We start from the raw sequence: 14,845 nt of genomic DNA, 5'->3' as shown, positions 1-14,845 counted from the left end.
GTTCACGCACTTTTCTTTGTTCCCTCCGGACTGAAGTTCGGGGTTGGCTTTGTTCCCTCCGGACTGAAGTTCGGGGTTGGCTTTGTTCCCTCCGGACTGAAGTCCGGGGTTGGTTTTGTTCCCTCCGGACTGAAGTTCGGGGTTGGCTTTGTTTCCCCGGACTGAAGTCCGGGGTTGGCTTTGTTTCCCCGGACTGAAGTTCGGGGTTGGCTTTGTTCCCCCGGACTGAAGTCCGGGGTTGGCTTTGTTCCCCCGGACTGAAGTCCGGGGTTGGCTTTGTTTCCCCGGACTGAAGTTCGGGGTTGGCTTTCTTTGTTTCCCCGGACTGAAGTCCGGGGTTGGCTTTGTTCCCCCCGGACTGAAGTCCGGGGTTGGCTGCCGACTGCCGACTGCCGACTTAATTCCCCTCATCTCCTTGTACCTTTATGTCTTCCGGTGCTTCTGTGTTCTCTGCGGGAGAATTTGGACTAAATCCCTTCACTAAGGTGTCCGTGTCGATGCCAGATTCGCGGATGATGTCCATGAGTTCCTGGTTATCGAGCATTTCACGGGCCAGGAGGGCGTCGGCGACTTTGTGAAGAAGGTCCAGGTGATCAGTGAGAATTTTTTTGGCGCTTTCGTGGGCGAAAGTGACGATTTCTGAGATTTCGGTGTCAATTTCCCGGGCGGTTTTTTCGCTGTAGTCGGCGGTGCGGCCGAATTCACGGCCCAGGAAGATTTCTTCGTTCTGTTTGCCGAAGGTGAGGGGACCCAGTTTGGAGCTCATGCCCCATTCACAAACCATTTTGCGGGCGAGTCCGGTAGCTCGTTCCAAATCGTTTCCGGCGCCGGTGGTGATATCCTCAAAGACAATCTCCTCGGCGGAGCGACCGCCCAACAGGACCTGCAACTGGGAAAGGACATAATTCCGGGAGTAGTTGTGCCTGTCGTCCACGGGCATGATGTGGGTCACGCCCAGTGCCCGTCCCCGGGGGATGATGGAGACTTTGTGAACGGGATCGGCTTCCGGTAGAAAGAGAGCCACCAGGGCGTGTCCCGTTTCATGGTAAGCCGTAATTTTTTTATCCTTGTCGCTGATAATCATGGAGCGTCGTTCGGCACCCATAAGGACCTTATCCTTAGCATCCTCAAAATCCCGCATTTCCACGGAGTTCTTATCCTTCCGTGCTGCCAGGAGGGCGGCTTCATTCACCATGTTGGCCAGATCGGCTCCCACCATGCCGGGGGTGCTTTTGGCCAGGATTTTCAGGTTTACATCTTTGGCCAGGGGAATCCGTTTGGTATGGACCTTGAGGATTCCCTCCCGTCCGTTCACATCGGGGATATCCACCACAATCTGGCGGTCGAAACGGCCGGGACGGAGAAGGGCTTTATCCAGAATATCGGGGCGGTTGGTAGCCGCCAGTACGATGACACTGGAATCGGAATCGAAGCCATCCATCTGGACCAGAAGCTGATTGAGGGTTTGTTCCCGTTCATCGTGCCCGCCGCCGAGGCCGGCCCCGCGCTGACGTCCCACGGCATCAATTTCATCAATAAAAACAATGCAGGGAGAGGTTTTCTGGGCCTGTTCAAAGAGCCCGCGGACCCGGCTGGCGCCGACACCTACAAACATCTCCACAAAATCGGCGCCGGAGATGGAGTAAAAAGGAACTTTTGCTTCGCCGGCGGCGGCTTTGGCCAGGAGGGTTTTACCGGTGCCGGGAGGGCCCAGGAGAAGAGCGCCCCGTGGAATTTTTCCGCCCAGGCGCTGAAAACGGTCGGGATCTCTTAAAAATTCGATGATCTCCTGAAGTTCGTACTTGGCTTCCTCACAGCCTGCCACATCGTTGAAGGTGACCTGGGTTTTTTCGGGGTTGAACATCTTGGCCGGACTCTTTCCGAAGCTGAAAATGCCCTTTTGTCCGTTTCCGTTCCCCTGAAGGCGGCGCATCCAGAAAATCCACAGGCCAATGATGAGAATCCAGGGGATAATACCGATGAGGACCTCGGTCCAGTTGGTGTTTTGTTCTTTAAAGGTGTAGTTCAGCCTGTATGTATCCCATTTTTCCAGCATGGGACTGTCCACAAAGGGGATGATGAGGGTAAAACGGGTGAATTCAAACCGGGTGCCGTTCACCGTGACGGTCTGGGGGGATTTCAGCACACCGTGGAATTTATTACCGATGATTTCTCCTTCCAGGACCTGCCCCGATTCCAGGTATTCATTGAACTGGGTATAGGTGATTTCACGTTCACCGATGGTATTGCTGGCAAACATATTGGCCAGGAAAATCACCGCCACGATGATAAAAATCCAGATGAGAGGTGTTTTGGGGGCTTTTTTCCAGTCGAAGCCCGTTTCGCCGCCGGGTTTCTGACCCGGACTACTGCCACCACGGGGCGGACGAGCACCCTGGGGCGGCCGTTTTCCCGGGGGGACAGGTTTACGTGGACCGGCGGGTCTTTTCGGGGTTGATTGTTTCTTTTTTTGAGTTTTATCGGGTGTTTCTTTCATAGTCATTCCTGTTTGTTGTCGGATGTAAAGGCATAAATATTCCGGAGGGTCCGGTATTTCTGGTCCAGATCCAGTCCGTACCCCACCACAAAGCGATTGGGTATTACGAATCCAATATATTCCGGTTCCTTTTTCAACTGGCTCACTTCTTTTTTATAAAGAAAAGTTACCACGCGGAGAGAGTGGGGTGCGTTGGAGAGCATGCGGTTCCGGAGAAAATTGATGGAGAGTCCCGTATCCACGATATCCTCCACAATCAACACATCCCGGTCCGTAATCTGGGCGCTGATATCCTTCACCAGGCGGACCGTCCCCGTGGAAGAGGTATGGTGATACGAAGAAATCTTGATAAAATCCATTTCCACCTCGATAGACATAGCCCGCATGAGATCGGCCATAAAAAAGAGACTGCCGTTCAGCACGCCAATGAGAATCGGCGGTTGTTTTGCGTTTTTAAAATCATGGGATATCTGGTCCGCCAGCTCTTTCACGCGGGACTGGATCTCGGCTTCGCTGAAAAGGCTTTCCAGTATTTGCCCTTGAAAAGGTCCTTCGTGATCAATGATCAGCTTTTTTTTCGATGAGGTCATAGGTCTCCTTTTGCAGGGTGCAGGTAAGTTTTACGCAGGATGCTGCCCCGGAAGGCACCGGATAGTGCACGCTCCGGCGGACACCCGGGATCCAGAGAATTTTTTCGCCGTCCGTCACCACGGGATAGTGGGGCCGGATGAGGGCCGGGATACGGGCATCCTTGAGCAAATCGCTCACGAGATGCTTCCCTTTCCCCATGGGATCCAGGCGGTCTCCCGCTTTCCATCTTTGAATATACACTTTTATATGAATTAAATCATCTGCAAAATAAGCTTCGAAGGGATTTGTTTCCCAGATTTCGGGGACAGGCGAGCTTTTCCAGTCCAGCGTGATCCAGGAGGTCCAGTCCACAGCTGTTTCCGGCTTCCATTCCGTGGGTTTTCCCTCATCCACACCGGTGGTCAGAAGGGCGCGACTTGATTCCATGACAACCCGGCGTTGATCATCCAACTGAAAGACCCGTCCTTTTTCGGCATTCTGCAAAAAATCGGCCAGTTGATCTAAGGTTTGGCGACTCACGTGGGCGGTCTCATCCTCCCGGGAAAAAAACTCTTTGAGTAAAACCCGTTGGCGGTCCGCCCCGAGCTTTCGCCAATGTGCCAGATTGAGGCACCATCCCCCCGGATGGGGAGAAAAAAGGCGGTCCAGATCCTCACGGAGGTAGGATTTCAACACGCGATAAGCCAGTTCAGCAGACCCGGCCAGTTTCACCAGGTGGTTTGAGACGTCGGGGAAGCCGGTTTTTTTCAGATAGGGGAGGATGGTATATCGGATGCGGTTACGGGTAAAGGATACATCCCGGTTGGATTCATCTTCGGCGTAAAGGAGTCCGCGGGTAAGGCAGTAGGAATCAATCTCCTGGCGGGAAACGCTCAAAAGAGGCCGGCGGATAGCTCCCCGGGCGGGGTGAATCCCCCTGAGACCGTGAAAACCCGAACCTTTCAGCAGGCGGTAGAGGATGGTTTCGGCCTGATCATCCATGTGGTGGCCGGTGAGGATAGCGGAGCATCCCTCCTCCTCTGCCCAGGATTCGAGCAGGTCGTAACGCATCTGCCGGGCGGTTTGTTCCAGGTTGCCGGAGCGGGGAATAGTCAGTTTGCCTTCCCGGAGGGGAATCTCAAGATTGTGAGCGATTTGCCGGCAAAGGGCGGATTCCCGGGAATCGGCGCCGGGACGGAGACCGTGATTTACATGGCCTGCTACCAGGCGCCAGTCCCAGGCCGGGGCCAGTTCGTGAAGAAGATACAAAAGAGCCACGCTGTCCCGTCCGCCCGAAAGGGCTACAAGGAGCCTCTCTCCCCGGGTGAGGAGATTTTCTTCCGTGATGTGCCGGTGCACTTTATGTGCCAGGACTGACCATTCTGTCATAATCAAAGATAAGAAACCCCGGGGGTGAAAACCGCTTTTTTTCAGAGTCCGGCGGTAAAGGGATTGTGTTGTTTTTCATGGTTTACAGTGGTTTCAGGCCCGTGTCCCGGCCGGAGAATGGTCTCGCCGGGGAGGGTGAAAATCTGGGTTCGGATGGACTCCATCAGGGCCTCGTGATTTCCGCCGGGGAAGTCGGTTCGTCCCACGGAGCGGTAAAAAATGGTATCGCCGGTGAATACGCCTTCGGGGGTGAGAATCACGATTCCGCCGGGAGTGTGTCCGGGGGTATGGCGGTATTCAAGGGTAAAATGTCCAGCCTTTAAAAGTTTTTTTCCGTCCAGCCAGGTAACAGGCTTCGGTTCGCCGTGGTAGGGCATGTAAAATTGTTCACACATGGTTTTCAGGTATTTCAGCACCTCCCGTTCCTTTTCATGAAGAAAACAGGGAATGGAAAACTCTTTCATCATAAGAGGTGCGGAAATGATGTGATCCGGGTGGGCGTGAGTACACACAACACCCACGGGATTCAGCCCTTTCTCCCGGATAAAATCCAAAATTTTTTGTCCACGGTCTCCGGGATCGATGATGAGGGTCTCCCCCGCTTCGGTGAGAAAATAGGTGTTGGACTGAAAAATGCCCAGGGTGAGAGAATCAATTTGTATCATGGCTTACAAATATGGCGCGATGAAGGTCTCGCGTTTTTTTAAAGTTTCTTTAAAATCCATCCAGCGACGGATATCCAGGCCGAATTCCCCGAGGGAGGACTGAACACCGGGACGGGTACCGTGAAAATCGGATCCGCCGGTGGGAATCTGTCCGTTGGCTGCGGCAATTTCCAGAAGCTGTTCAGACATCTCCCCGTTGTGGTCGGGATGCCAGACCTCGATACCGTCTAAGTCGGGATGATTGAGAAGAGGTGTGGGGCCGTCGGGACTGCTTTTGCCGGGGTGAGCCAGGACGGCGATACCTTTGGCGGCGTGAATCAGCTCCAGACCTTCATCAAAACTCATCCTGGCCTTGGGCACGTAGGCCGGTTTATCGTAATCCAGGTAGGTATTGAAAGCCTCGCTGACGGACTTCACCCAGCCCCGCGCCACCAGGACCCGGGCGATGTGGGGACGTCCGGCGGCTGTAGCGGCGCCGAGTTCCTTTTCCACCTCTTCCCGGCGGATGGGGAGTCCAAGATGCTGCAATTTTGCCACCATTTTGCCCATGCGTTCGTGGCGGATTTTCCGGTAGTAGCCCAGCCTTTCGTTGAGGCGGGGATTCCCGGGATCGAAGCCGTATCCCAGGAGGTGAAAATCGGTCCCCTCGTGAAGGACGGAAAGTTCCATGCCGGGGACAGCAATCCCCCGGAATTTTTTTTGGAAGGGGGCAAAACCGTTTACCGTATCGTGATCGGTGAGGGAGGCGGCCATCACGCCCTTGCGGATGAGTTTTTGTGCTACGGCAACCGGTGAAAACTGCCCGTCCGACGCCGTGGAATGAAGGTGAAGATCGGCATAAAAAGCCGTAGAGGATGTTTTAAAACGAATCATACTGTCCTTATTTGATGAGTTCTTTCAGAGTATCGGCAATATCCGTGGCGGAGAGCCCTGCATGTTTCAGCAATTCGGTCCGCTTGCCGTGGGGAATATAGGCATCGGGGAGGGACATATTCACCACCCGGGTTTTTCCGCTGTGGTTGCAGAATGCCCGAATCTGCTGTCCCAACCCGCCGGCAGAGACATTTTCCTCTACCGTGAGGAGAATCTTATGGGATTCGGCCAGCTCTTTGAGCATGGCTGTATCCATGGGTTTGACAAAGCGGGCATTCACAAAAGTTACGTCGGGAATCACACCGGCCAGCATCCGGAGGGCCAGTTCGGACTCGTAGACCATGGAGCCGGTGGCAATAAGGGCCAGTTTTTTCCCTTTCTGAAGAATTTCCCAGGTGCCGGGTTCGATGAGTTCGGGTTCAATGTCCGGATCAAAGCGGACCGCCTCATCCCGGGGATAGCGAATCACATAGGGCCGGTCCGTCACGGTCAAAGCGGAGTGCATCAGGTTCCGGAGTTCATTACCGTCTTTGGGAGCGGCGACAAACACACCGGGCAGCATGGAAATGTAGGAGAGATCAAAAACCCCGTGGTGTGTGGGACCGTCGGCGCCCACGAGTCCCGCCCGGTCCAGGCAGAAAATCACCGGGAGTTTCTGGAGGGATACATCGTGCATCACCTGATCCAGCGCCCGCTGCAGAAAGGTTGAATAAATGGCCACAATAGGTCGTAGACCGTTGGCTGCCAGTCCGGCGGCAAAGGTGACGGCATGTGCTTCGGCAATACCTACATCAAAAAAACGGTCCGGGAATTTCTTATAAAATTCAACAAGTCCTGTTCCTTCCCGCATGGCGGCGGTAATTGCCACCACCCGTTTTTCCTTTTCCGCCAGCTCCACGGCGGTGTGGCCAAACACTTGGGTATAAGAGGGCGACTTGGGTTTGGGTCCAACCTTACCTCCCTGAATGCCGTGAAAGGTGGTGGGATCGTCTTCCGCTTCCGTAAGTCCCTTTCCCTTTTTGGTAATCACGTGAACCAGGAGGGGAGTTTTAATATCCTTCAGGCGGCGGAAAGTGGCAACCAGGGCCTGAAGGTCGTGGCCGTCTATGGGACCTATATAGCGCACCCCAAGTTCATCAAAGAGCATGCCGGGGACCAGAAGGGATTTCAGGCTCTCCTCCAGCTTTTGGAGTCCGCTCCGGAGCATAAATTTGCCCATGGAGAATTTACTTGTAAGATTCCAGATTTTATCCCGGATGCGGTTATAGATGGGATCGGTAACAATTTTGTTCAGATATTTGGACATGGCTCCCACGTTGGGGGAGATGGACATGGCATTGTCGTTGAGGATGGTGATCATCTGTTTTTTCATGTTCCCCAGATTATTCAATCCCTCGTAAGCCAGTCCGCCGGTAAGGGAACCATCCCCGATCACCGCCAGGATGCGTCCCGGTTGTTCCAAAAGCTCATTGGCCACGGAAAAGCCGAGGGCGGCGGAGATAGACGTAGAGGCGTGTCCGGCGCCGTATACGTCGTATTCACTTTCCTCCCGTTTCAGAAAACCGCTGATGCCGCCATACTGGCGGAGGGTATGGAGCTTATCCCGCCGGCCGGTGAGGACCTTATAGGCATAGGCCTGGTGACCCACATCCCAGATAATTTTATCCCCGGGCAGGTCAAACACATAAAGGAGGGCGATGGTCAGTTCCACCACACCGAGGGAAGGGGCCAGATGGCCGCCGGTTTTTCTCACATTCTCAATAATAAAACCCCGGACCTCACCGGCCAGGATTTTGAGTTCGTTCACATTGAGCTTTTTCAGGTCTGCCGGGGAATTGACCCCGTTTAGATATTGATATTCCATATCACTTCCCGGATTGGGTTACACAGTGCCGGATAAAATAGTCATGAATCCGAACATCATTTGTGAGCTCGGGATGAAAGGCAGCGCCCAAAAGGTGTTTTTGCCGGATCATCACCGCTTCGCCCCGGAATGTGGCCACAATTTCGGCCTCTTTTCCAACTTTGAGAATCTTCGGTGCCCGGATAAAGACGGCATGAAAAGGATGTTTATCAAAGGAAAGGGTTACATTTTCCGTAAAGGATTCAATCTGGGATCCGTAGGCATTCCGTTCAATCGCCGCATCCAGGAGTCCCAGTTGCCGCACTCTTGGATCGGAGCAGCCTTTTCCCAGGAGGATGAGCCCGGCGCAGGTACCGAAGACCGCCTTTTTTTGGGCGAAGGCGTTGAGATCCTCCCAGGACAGGCGGAATCCCAGTTGGCGGGTCATCACGGTGGATTCCCCGCCGGGGATAATGAGTCCGTCCAGATAATTCAGGTCCGCGGCATATTTGACAATCACCGGCTGAGTCTTAAGGGATTCGAGGGCTTCCGCATGTTTCCGAAAGGCGCCCTGAATGGCCAGCACTCCGATTCTGATCAACTACCACCCCCGTTTGGCCAGTTGTTCATCATCGGACAGATCTTTGGCCGGCTGGCCGACCATAGCGTCCTTGAGTCCTTTCGAGACTTCCAGAAGCACCGCCGGATCGTTGTAATAGGTCACGGCTTTCACAATGGCCTCTGCCCGGGCGGAAGGATCGTCGGATTTAAAAATCCCGGATCCCACGAAGACCGCTTCGGCGCCCAGCTGCATCATGAGGGAGGCATCGGCAGGGGTTGCCACGCCGCCGGCAGCAAAATTGGGGACAGGCAGGCGGCCTTTCTGAGCCACAATTTCCACCACGGAAAAGGGGGCTCCCAGGCGCTTGGCTTCGGCCATCAATTCTTCTTTGTCCATCATCTGCAGGCGCCGGATTCCCCGGTTTACTTCCCGCATGTGGCGGACCGCTTCCACGATATCGCCGGTACCGGCTTCGCCTTTTGTCCGCATCATGGCGGCTCCTTCGCCGATTCGCCGGAGGGCTTCTCCAAGATCCCGGCAACCACAGACAAAGGGCGCTTTAAAATCGTGTTTCCAAATATGGTTTTCTTCATCGGCGGGAGTCAGTACCTCCGATTCATCAATAAAATCAATCCCCAGTTCTTCCAGAATCTGGGCTTCGGCAAAGTGACCAATCCGGCATTTTGCCATGACGGGAATCGAGACCGCCTCTTTGATCCTGAGGATCATCTCGGGATTGCTCATCCGGGCAATGCCGCCATAGGTCCGGATATCGGCGGGTATCCGTTCCAGAGCCATTACGGCCGCCGCGCCGGCATCTTCTGCAATTTTCGCCTGGTCCACATTGGTCACGTCCATAATGACGCCACCTTTCAGCATCTCCGCCAAGCCCACTTTCACTTCATAGGAACTCTTTTCCATGTCAGTCCTTCTTTCCACTCATATCGTTTGAATTGTATGAATCACATCCCGGATTACTGCATCGGGGGTACTGGCCCCGGCGGTAATCCCTATTGATTGTACGGATTTCAAAGCCTCAATATCAAGCTCATCCGCAGAGGCAATGCGGATAACATTGGAGTTCAAACGCCGGGCCACCTCTACCAGGCGCTTTGTATTGGCGGAAGTGTCGCTCCCGATCACAATCACCAGCTCATTCTCCCGGGCCACCCGTTCGGCTTCCCGCTGATTCAGGCGGCTGGGAGCACAGATGGTATTTACGACCCGCAGATCCAGGACCTTCGGGAGGAGTTCGGCCACGACAGCCTGAAGATTCGCCTGGGTCTGGGTGCTCTGGGAGACCACTCCGGCCTTTTTCATGGTGGGAAGTTTCCGGGCCTCTTCAGGTGTGGCAATCACCACCGCTTCATGAACCTGTCCGGCAATACCCACCACCTCATCATGACCCTGATCGCCTACAATCAGGCAACGGCGTCCCTCCTTTTCCAGTTCCCGAATCACCTTATGGATCTCCCGGACCAGGGGACAGGTGGCATCGAGGACCGTGAGTCCCCGGCCGTAGAGTTCATCTTCCACCGCAGGTGTGGTGCCATGGGCCCGGAGGAGGATGGGAACCTCTTCGGGAATTTCATCGGGGGAGCTGACCACATTCACGCCTTTCCCGGCCAGTTCTTTGATTACAGTCTCATTGTGGACAATATCGCCCAGCATGGTGACCCGGCCGTGTTTTTTTGCGGCTTCTTCGGCCATTTGGACTGCCCTGCGGACTCCGGCGCAGAATCCACAGCCTTTGGCAAGATCGATTGTAATCCGTGATTTACTCATGGAGTTGCCTCGATAACCCGTTTGACTTCTTTCAGAATGACAGGGATGGCTTCATCCAGTCCCTTTTTCAGGTTTGCCCCGGCGGCAAAGGGATGTCCGCCGCCGCCGAAATGCTGAGCCACCTTATGAATCATCACCCTGCTTTTTGAACGGAGGTTCACCCGGCAGGTTCCGTCCTCCATCTCCTTGAACATCATACTCACTTCCACCCCGGCAATGGAGCGCATAAAATCGCTGAAACCCTCCAGATCGTCATATTTGGTGCCGTACTTTTCCATCATCTCCCGGGTAATCACAAACCAAACCAGCCGTCCCTCCGACTCAAAACGGAGATTCTGAAGAACGTGTCCCAGGAGTTGCATACGGGCCAGGGAGAAATGTTCATAAATACGGCAATACATCTTATAAGGATCGATACCGTAGGGAATCAGGTCTCCGGCCATGTGGTGATCTTCGGCCCGGGTATTGGAAAAGCGGAAATTGCCTGTATCGGTCATAACGGCAGCATAGAGGGCGGTGGCCATGGGGGCATTCAGGTGAGAGGGATAAAAGGCTTTCAGGTACTCATAAATCATATAGCCGGTAGATGAAGCCTTGGTATCTTCGATATACAAAAGGTACTTATCGTGGGAGGCCTGGGGATGGTGATCGATGGAAATCACATTTTTGGATACACTCCGGGCTGCCTGTCCCACATAGCCGGCCCGGTCGAAATCGCCGATATCGAGAAAAATCAACAGATCCGCAGCCTGAATTTCCCCTTCGTGGACCCTTTTCACAAAGGTTTTGATTTCATTGGATTCATCCAGGAAACGGATGGAATCGGGCATCGGCGAGGGATTGAGGATTGACACCTTTTTCCCCAACTGCCGCAGGTGATTGGCCATGGCCAGTTCGGAACCGATGGCATCGCCGTCGGGATTCAGGTGGGTTGTGAGCACCACCGATTGGACATACCCAAGCCGTTGAACAAATTCACGCCATTGACTTACTTTATTCATGCATCCTTTCTTTGAATACAAGTGTTTAATTTAAAATTTTTTTTCTTTTGGAGGAAGGTAAAAAAGTGACGCGTGACGGGTGGGAGTGACGCGTGACGCGTGACGAGTGACGAGTGGAGTGACGCGTGACGAGTGACGAGTAACAAGTGGGTTTTGTGGGATAATTATTGTTTAGTGTGATGTTTTTTAGTATATTTTAGTTAAGTGTATAACATGAGAGGTTGTTTTGAAATCGCATAAAGATTTGGATGTCTGGAAACGAAGCATTGTATTAGTTACAGAGATATACAGGATAACAAAGAGTTTTCCGGATGATGAAAAATATGGCATGATGAATCAAATGCGACGATCTGCTGTTTCTATTCCTTCCAATATCGCAGAAGGCTCGGCACGACATACGAAAAGAGAGAACATCCAATTTTTATATGTCGCCCTGGGCAGTTTATCGGAATTGGAAACACAACTGACGATCTCGAACAATCTTGAATACATAACCAATGATTCATTATACACATTTCAAAAAGAAATCCTCGAAATCAAGAACATGACTATCGGTCTTATCCGCTATCTCTCCCGCCAAAAATAGCCCTTTGGTCTTTCTATAATTTTGTGAACACGCAGTTAAGCTTTAAATTGCAGAGAAGAAAAAGAAAGGAAGACCAATGTTAAAAGAACGAAGGACGTATCCGCCGGAATTCAAACGGGAAGCGGTGGAATTAATGAAGAACAGTGAAAAGTTGGTAAAGGAAATCGCAAAAGATTTAGGCATCAGACCAGAGCTTCTTCATCGTTGGAAACGGGAACAATTATCGGCCGGGGAACACTCCTTTCCAGGCCAGGGAAATCTTGGAGATCCGGAGGAGGCATCACGTCGTGCCCTGGAGAAGCGTTTACGGGATGCCGAAGAGGAGCGCGACATCTTAAAAAAAGCCTTGGCCATTTTCTCGAAACAAACACGATGAAATGCTGGTTTATCCATCGGCATCGCTCCGAACATCGAGTTAAGAAAATGTGCCAGGTATTAAATGTGAGCCGGAGCAGATATTATCAATGGCTGAAATCACCAGAAAGCAACAGAGCCCGTGAAAATGCCATGATCACAGCGAAAATCAAAGCGATTCATGCGAATCCAAAGAAAAGGAACTATGGAAGTCCTCGTATGGCTGAAGAACTTCGTGATGCCGGTATTTTGTGCAGTAAAGTCCGGGTAGCCCGCTTAATGAAGATTGCCGGTATACGTGCGAAACGGCATAAAAAGTTCAAAGTCACCACCAATTCAAAACACAGCTATCCGATCTCTCCCAATCTTCTGGAACAGAACTTCCATGTTGAAAAGCCTCACAAAGTATTGGTTTCTGATATCACTCACATCAGGACACGGGAAGGCTGGCTGTATCTGACCGTTATCATTGATCTGTATCATCGGGCTGTGGTGGGATGGTCCATGAGTGATCGTTTAAAGGCGTCGCAGACCACAGAAGCAGCGCTGAGTCACGCCTATGCACGATATGGGATACCCCGGGGATTGATCTTTCATTCAGACCGGGGAATCCAGTATGCCGCTAAAAACTTTAGAAAACTGTTAAAAAAATATAAGTGTATTCAAAGTATGAGCGGCAAAGGAAACTGTTATGACAATGCCGTGGCTGAAAGCTTCTTTAAAACACTGAAAGCAGAATTAGTCTATCAATGCTCTTTTAAAACCCGAAAAGAAGCCCGTTCTGCCATCTTTGATTATATCGAGACCTTTTATAACACTCTCAGAAAACATTCAACCGTGGGCTATAAAACGCCTTTACAGTATCTAACAAAATACTATGAAAAGAAAAAATCAAACCATGTTGCTTGAAGCGTATCTATCTGTCCACTTTTTTGTAGGAAGTCCACTTTCTCCCACCCCCCTTGTTACTCGTCACGCGTTACTCGTCACTCCCCCTTGTCACGCGTCACGTATAAATTCATCATTTAATCCCAATTTTTTCCACGGCAGAAAGGAAAAAGTCTTTAGACCAGATATCAATTTGTTCGGGGTTTTTAATAAAAGGGATCACGTCTTTACGGGTGGCATTCAGATTCAGGGTTTTGATTTTTTGTCTCAGGAGGTATAAAAATTTTTCCCGGGTGAGGGGTTCATTTTCATGGAGGTGGCCGGTTTGTCTCATCCGTGATTCCAGGTATTGTAGATCAAGGGGAATATTTTGGCTTACAAACCAGATAAAATCGTACCAATCCCGGCCTTTAACCCTGTTTTTCCATTCCCGAAAAAGCATGGCATGCATTTTACCGGCGAACAGACAGGGCAAAGAGTAGGACCGAATAGCAAAGGGAACAGGCAAATAGTGATATTTCATGTCGGTTGAAAATCCGGGAGGCGGATCTTTATCAAGTTCCAGTTTAATCTTGATGAGTGATCGTCCATGGATATGACGGAGCAGAGTTTCTTCAGGTTCAACAATCAGAAGTTGTTGACGGGTATTTCCTTTTAAAAAAGCGGATGCAATTTGTTCATTCATACTTTTTTCATGGGATTCAAACCGCATGGAGAAGCCAAAGGCATTTAATTCTTTTTCAACGGCACGGCCATAGGGAGTCCAGTCCCAATCCATTTGAGGTGAGAGTGTTGAGAAATCCAAATCTTCAGAAAATCTGTCCAGACCATAGAGAATCCGCAGGGCGGTCCCTCCGTAGAAGGCTGCATGTTCAAAAAAACGGGCTCTCCAGAGTCCAAGAAGGATCAACGATTGCATCAATTCCCGCAGTCTCCACAGGAGTTCACCGGGAGAATCCGATTTATCGGTTGACAGAAAATTTTTTAGTAATTCACGCATTGGACACATCCTTTATGGATTTAGGACATAAATCGTTTTAAGAAAATCCCCAGCCATGTAATTTTTCGTGCGTGGTAGCATCTTTCGATCTCCCGGAATATTTTTTCATCATAAAAATCTTTCAGGATTGACGTATCGAGTCTGAGATCATCGAAGAGATAGGTTTCACAGGAGGCCGGTGAAATGGGTTGAAACCGTTTATCGGTCCACACTTTATCTGCCAGAGCCTTCAGGGGAGTAGTCATGATGGTTGATATGTGGCGGTCTTGAATCCGGGTCAATCCGTGGGCGAACCTTTCGGGAGAAAGGTGTTCATAGCTAAAGTGTCCAAGGGGGGTGGAAAAGGATCGTGACCTGCCGGTCGTCACGGAGGTCACACTTCTTACCCCTTCCGGAATCAGATTATAGTAAGAGAGGGCATACTCCAGACTCACGGCTGAGGGGCCGTAGATCAAGTTCGCCAGTGTCTCTTTCGGAATGCTATGTCTCTGCCACATCTTACCAAAAACATACAACCCTTTCCGGATGCGGATAATATCCCTGTTTTTCAGAAGTCGTGTTACGGCATCCCGGGGTTTTTTATATTCGGATAACACATGCATCACCTGCGTATAATCAAATATGTCTTCAGAAATTTGGTTACGCAGTTGCTTAATAGCTCTCATATTTTTCATCCTATGTCCATTATTTCTGGACTTTGCATGTAATTATAGTGATTATTCGGGATAGTCGAAAGTCAAAAATCAAGTGTCGATTGATTGGGTTGATTGGATAGATTGATTTGATTGAAACGTCAGGAGCGCAGCGACGCCAACTTCCAACTTCCAGCTTC

16 protein-coding genes are annotated in these 14,845 nt (G+C 51.4%); 3 read left to right on the top strand and 13 right to left on the bottom strand.

Translation table 11 applies throughout. The features are described from left to right. The 11 genes from J7K63_00080 to J7K63_00030 all read right to left on the bottom strand — a co-directional run. On the bottom strand, positions 1-411 hold a 411-nt coding region (locus J7K63_00080; GenBank protein ID MCD6233425.1), incomplete at its 3' end, for a hypothetical protein. Continuing rightward, positions 398-2,497 carry an ATP-dependent zinc metalloprotease FtsH gene (gene ftsH / locus J7K63_00075; GenBank protein ID MCD6233424.1) on the bottom strand — a complete coding sequence of 700 codons (2,100 nt, stop codon included), beginning with the start codon at positions 2,495-2,497 and terminating at the stop codon, positions 398-400. The genes ftsH and J7K63_00080, both read right to left, overlap by 14 nt. A 2-nt stretch (positions 2,498-2,499) precedes the next feature. Continuing rightward, complete coding sequence (gene hpt, locus J7K63_00070; protein MCD6233423.1) at positions 2,500-3,087, bottom strand: hypoxanthine phosphoribosyltransferase; 588 nt, start codon at positions 3,085-3,087, stop codon at positions 2,500-2,502. Next, entirely contained in the window at positions 3,056-4,456 is a 1,401-nt protein-coding gene (tilS, locus tag J7K63_00065; protein ID MCD6233422.1) for a tRNA lysidine(34) synthetase TilS, read from the bottom strand. The genes hpt and tilS overlap by 32 nt, the downstream gene beginning before the upstream one ends. Before the next feature lie 41 nt (positions 4,457-4,497). After that, complete coding sequence (locus tag J7K63_00060) at positions 4,498-5,121, bottom strand: MBL fold metallo-hydrolase (protein ID MCD6233421.1); 624 nt, start codon at positions 5,119-5,121, stop codon at positions 4,498-4,500. A gap of 3 nt (positions 5,122-5,124) precedes the next feature. Continuing rightward, a complete protein-coding gene (locus J7K63_00055) occupies positions 5,125-5,994 on the bottom strand; it encodes a PHP domain-containing protein (protein MCD6233420.1) in 870 nt (289 codons plus the stop codon). A 7-nt stretch (positions 5,995-6,001) separates the two neighbouring features. Then, positions 6,002-7,858: a 1-deoxy-D-xylulose-5-phosphate synthase gene (locus J7K63_00050; GenBank protein ID MCD6233419.1), complete on the bottom strand. Its 1,857-nt coding sequence runs from the start codon at positions 7,856-7,858 to the stop codon at positions 6,002-6,004. A gap of 1 nt (position 7,859) precedes the next feature. Beyond that, positions 7,860-8,435: a pyridoxal 5'-phosphate synthase glutaminase subunit PdxT gene (gene pdxT, locus J7K63_00045; GenBank protein MCD6233418.1), complete on the bottom strand. Its 576-nt coding sequence runs from the start codon at positions 8,433-8,435 to the stop codon at positions 7,860-7,862. 3 nt (positions 8,436-8,438) lie between these two features. Continuing rightward, positions 8,439-9,320, bottom strand: coding sequence for a pyridoxal 5'-phosphate synthase lyase subunit PdxS (gene pdxS / locus J7K63_00040; protein ID MCD6233417.1), 882 nt, complete (start codon positions 9,318-9,320; stop codon positions 8,439-8,441). Between the two features lie 18 nt (positions 9,321-9,338). Continuing rightward, positions 9,339-10,184, bottom strand: a complete 846-nt coding sequence (gene ispH / locus J7K63_00035; protein MCD6233416.1) for a 4-hydroxy-3-methylbut-2-enyl diphosphate reductase — start codon at positions 10,182-10,184, stop codon at positions 9,339-9,341. Beyond that, on the bottom strand, positions 10,181-11,185 hold the full coding sequence (locus J7K63_00030; protein ID MCD6233415.1) for a bifunctional oligoribonuclease/PAP phosphatase NrnA: 1,005 nt from the start codon (positions 11,183-11,185) through the stop codon (positions 10,181-10,183). Before J7K63_00030 ends, ispH begins: the two co-directional genes overlap by 4 nt. A 226-nt stretch (positions 11,186-11,411) precedes the next feature. Between J7K63_00030 and J7K63_00025 the strand changes: the two genes are divergently transcribed. The 3 genes from J7K63_00025 to J7K63_00015 all read left to right on the top strand — a co-directional run bounded on the left by J7K63_00025 (position 11,412) and on the right by J7K63_00015 (position 13,034). Continuing rightward, positions 11,412-11,771, top strand: a complete 360-nt coding sequence (locus J7K63_00025) for a four helix bundle protein (protein MCD6233414.1) — start codon at positions 11,412-11,414, stop codon at positions 11,769-11,771. Positions 11,772-11,847: 76 nt separating this feature from the next. After that, complete coding sequence (locus J7K63_00020) at positions 11,848-12,147, top strand: transposase (GenBank protein ID MCD6233413.1); 300 nt, start codon at positions 11,848-11,850, stop codon at positions 12,145-12,147. Positions 12,148-12,212: 65 nt separating this feature from the next. After that, the gene (locus J7K63_00015) at positions 12,213-13,034 is read left to right on the top strand and encodes an IS3 family transposase (GenBank protein MCD6233412.1); all 822 of its coding nucleotides are present in this window, start codon (positions 12,213-12,215) and stop codon (positions 13,032-13,034) included. A 112-nt stretch (positions 13,035-13,146) separates the two neighbouring features. Here J7K63_00015 and J7K63_00010 read toward each other — a convergent pair whose 3' ends face one another. Both J7K63_00010 and J7K63_00005 read right to left on the bottom strand, forming a co-directional pair. After that, positions 13,147-14,013: a nucleotidyl transferase AbiEii/AbiGii toxin family protein gene (locus tag J7K63_00010; protein ID MCD6233411.1), complete on the bottom strand. Its 867-nt coding sequence runs from the start codon at positions 14,011-14,013 to the stop codon at positions 13,147-13,149. A gap of 20 nt (positions 14,014-14,033) precedes the next feature. Then, positions 14,034-14,678: a hypothetical protein gene (locus J7K63_00005; GenBank protein MCD6233410.1), complete on the bottom strand. Its 645-nt coding sequence runs from the start codon at positions 14,676-14,678 to the stop codon at positions 14,034-14,036. Positions 14,679-14,845: the final 167 nt, after the last annotated feature.

This window comes from Candidatus Neomarinimicrobiota bacterium (assembly GCA_021157965.1).
Classification (GTDB): domain Bacteria; phylum Fidelibacterota; class Fidelibacteria; order Fidelibacterales; family Fidelibacteraceae; genus Fidelibacter.
This window is presented reverse-complemented; position numbering and strand designations above follow the sequence as displayed.

Excerpts from the sequence above, each read along its gene's own strand:
- ftsH (MCD6233424.1), bottom strand. The coding sequence starts at position 2,497 with ATGAAAGAAACACCCGATAAAACTCAAAAAAAGAAACAATCAACCCCG.
- hpt (MCD6233423.1), bottom strand. The coding sequence starts at position 3,087 with ATGACCTCATCGAAAAAAAAGCTGATCATTGATCACGAAGGACCTTTT.
- tilS (MCD6233422.1), bottom strand. The coding sequence starts at position 4,456 with ATGACAGAATGGTCAGTCCTGGCACATAAAGTGCACCGGCACATCACG.
- J7K63_00060 (MCD6233421.1), bottom strand. The coding sequence starts at position 5,121 with ATGATACAAATTGATTCTCTCACCCTGGGCATTTTTCAGTCCAACACC.
- J7K63_00055 (MCD6233420.1), bottom strand. The coding sequence starts at position 5,994 with ATGATTCGTTTTAAAACATCCTCTACGGCTTTTTATGCCGATCTTCAC.
- J7K63_00050 (MCD6233419.1), bottom strand. The coding sequence starts at position 7,858 with ATGGAATATCAATATCTAAACGGGGTCAATTCCCCGGCAGACCTGAAA.
- pdxS (MCD6233417.1), bottom strand. The coding sequence starts at position 9,320 with ATGGAAAAGAGTTCCTATGAAGTGAAAGTGGGCTTGGCGGAGATGCTG.
- ispH (MCD6233416.1), bottom strand. The coding sequence starts at position 10,184 with ATGAGTAAATCACGGATTACAATCGATCTTGCCAAAGGCTGTGGATTC.
- J7K63_00030 (MCD6233415.1), bottom strand. The coding sequence starts at position 11,185 with ATGAATAAAGTAAGTCAATGGCGTGAATTTGTTCAACGGCTTGGGTAT.
- J7K63_00020 (MCD6233413.1), top strand. The coding sequence starts at position 11,848 with ATGTTAAAAGAACGAAGGACGTATCCGCCGGAATTCAAACGGGAAGCG.
- J7K63_00010 (MCD6233411.1), bottom strand. The coding sequence starts at position 14,013 with ATGCGTGAATTACTAAAAAATTTTCTGTCAACCGATAAATCGGATTCT.
- J7K63_00005 (MCD6233410.1), bottom strand. The coding sequence starts at position 14,678 with ATGAGAGCTATTAAGCAACTGCGTAACCAAATTTCTGAAGACATATTT.